At 70.1% G+C, this 1029-nt stretch carries 1 protein-coding gene and 1 pseudogene; both read right to left on the reverse strand.

What is annotated here, in order from left to right; translation table 11 throughout:
- Positions 1-277, reverse strand: a 277-nt coding sequence (locus R6V09_RS53775; RefSeq protein WP_317888644.1) for a hypothetical protein, incomplete at its 3' end; no start/stop codon positions are given.
- Between the two features lie 384 nt (positions 278-661).
- A pseudogene (locus tag R6V09_RS53780) lies at positions 662-1029 on the reverse strand (precorrin-6y C5,15-methyltransferase (decarboxylating) subunit CbiE); the annotation flags it as partial.

Raw genomic sequence — 1029 nt, forward strand, 5'->3', positions numbered from 1 at the left:
CGAGGTCGACGGAGCCGCTGTCGCGGCCCGCCGTCTCGTGCGGACCCGGCTCGTGCGCGGTGGGCTCCTGGACGGTCTCGACGACCGGCTCGGGGACGGGGGGCGGGACCTCGTTGCCCCAGGCGCCCTGGGCGCCCGGCAGAAGCAGCAGGTCCTCGTCCTCGGCGGTGGTCTCGGAGAGGTAGGTGTACGCGCCGTGTGCGGGAACGCTCGGCTGTTCCACCATGCCTGCGTTCTCCGGCAACCCCTCGGCCGGGACCTGGCCGGTGTCGGTCATGCGTACCCCTCGCCCATCGGTTAGTGCTTCTTCGACCCGCTCACCGGGAACGGCGCACCGACCGCCCCGCAGTGGAGAACGAGCGTGCCTCTCCAGCGGCACGAACGACCCGACGCCAAAAAGCGACAAAGCCATTTAGACGACAAAGCCATTCAATGGCATTGTCGCGGCCGTTCGGCCGTCACGGCAGCTTGATCCGTGACGGCCCGCTGTGGACTGCGCCACGTTGCGCGTCCTCCGGTTCCGCTGTACCACACACACCCCAAAACGGGCGGGTTTTCCGGACATTGGCGAACGAAGCGCCGGTCCACCCTGTGCGGTACAACGGTCCGCCAGCCTACCGCGCGCAGTACGACAACAGGATCACGGGGACGGTTCGCGGGGTCAGGAAACGCGCTCCGGAAGGAGGCCGCTGAGCAGGAACGCGACGCTCCGTTCCGTCTCCGTCCAGGCCCTGGTGTCGAGTTCGACGGACTGGAGGAGGGCGCACTCGACGTGGTAACCGTGCTCCGTCAGGTCGCGGCCGACAAGTTCGGCCTCGTCGCGGGTGGCGGCGTGCGCCACGATGCGCTGCGGGCGCCGGTCGGCGACCGCGGAGACGACGGCCGCTCCCCCGCCGCCGACCCGTACTACGTCGGGTTCGGGGAGGTTCTCCAGGATGTGCGGGGCGTCGCCCTTGACGATCTGGAGGTGCACGCCGAAGCTACGGGCCGCGGAGTCGGTGCGGGCGCAGGCCTGGGGGTCGCGGTCGA

The sequence above is a fragment of the Streptomyces sp. W16 genome, from assembly GCF_033194735.1.
Classification (GTDB): Bacteria; Actinomycetota; Actinomycetes; order Streptomycetales; family Streptomycetaceae; genus Streptomyces.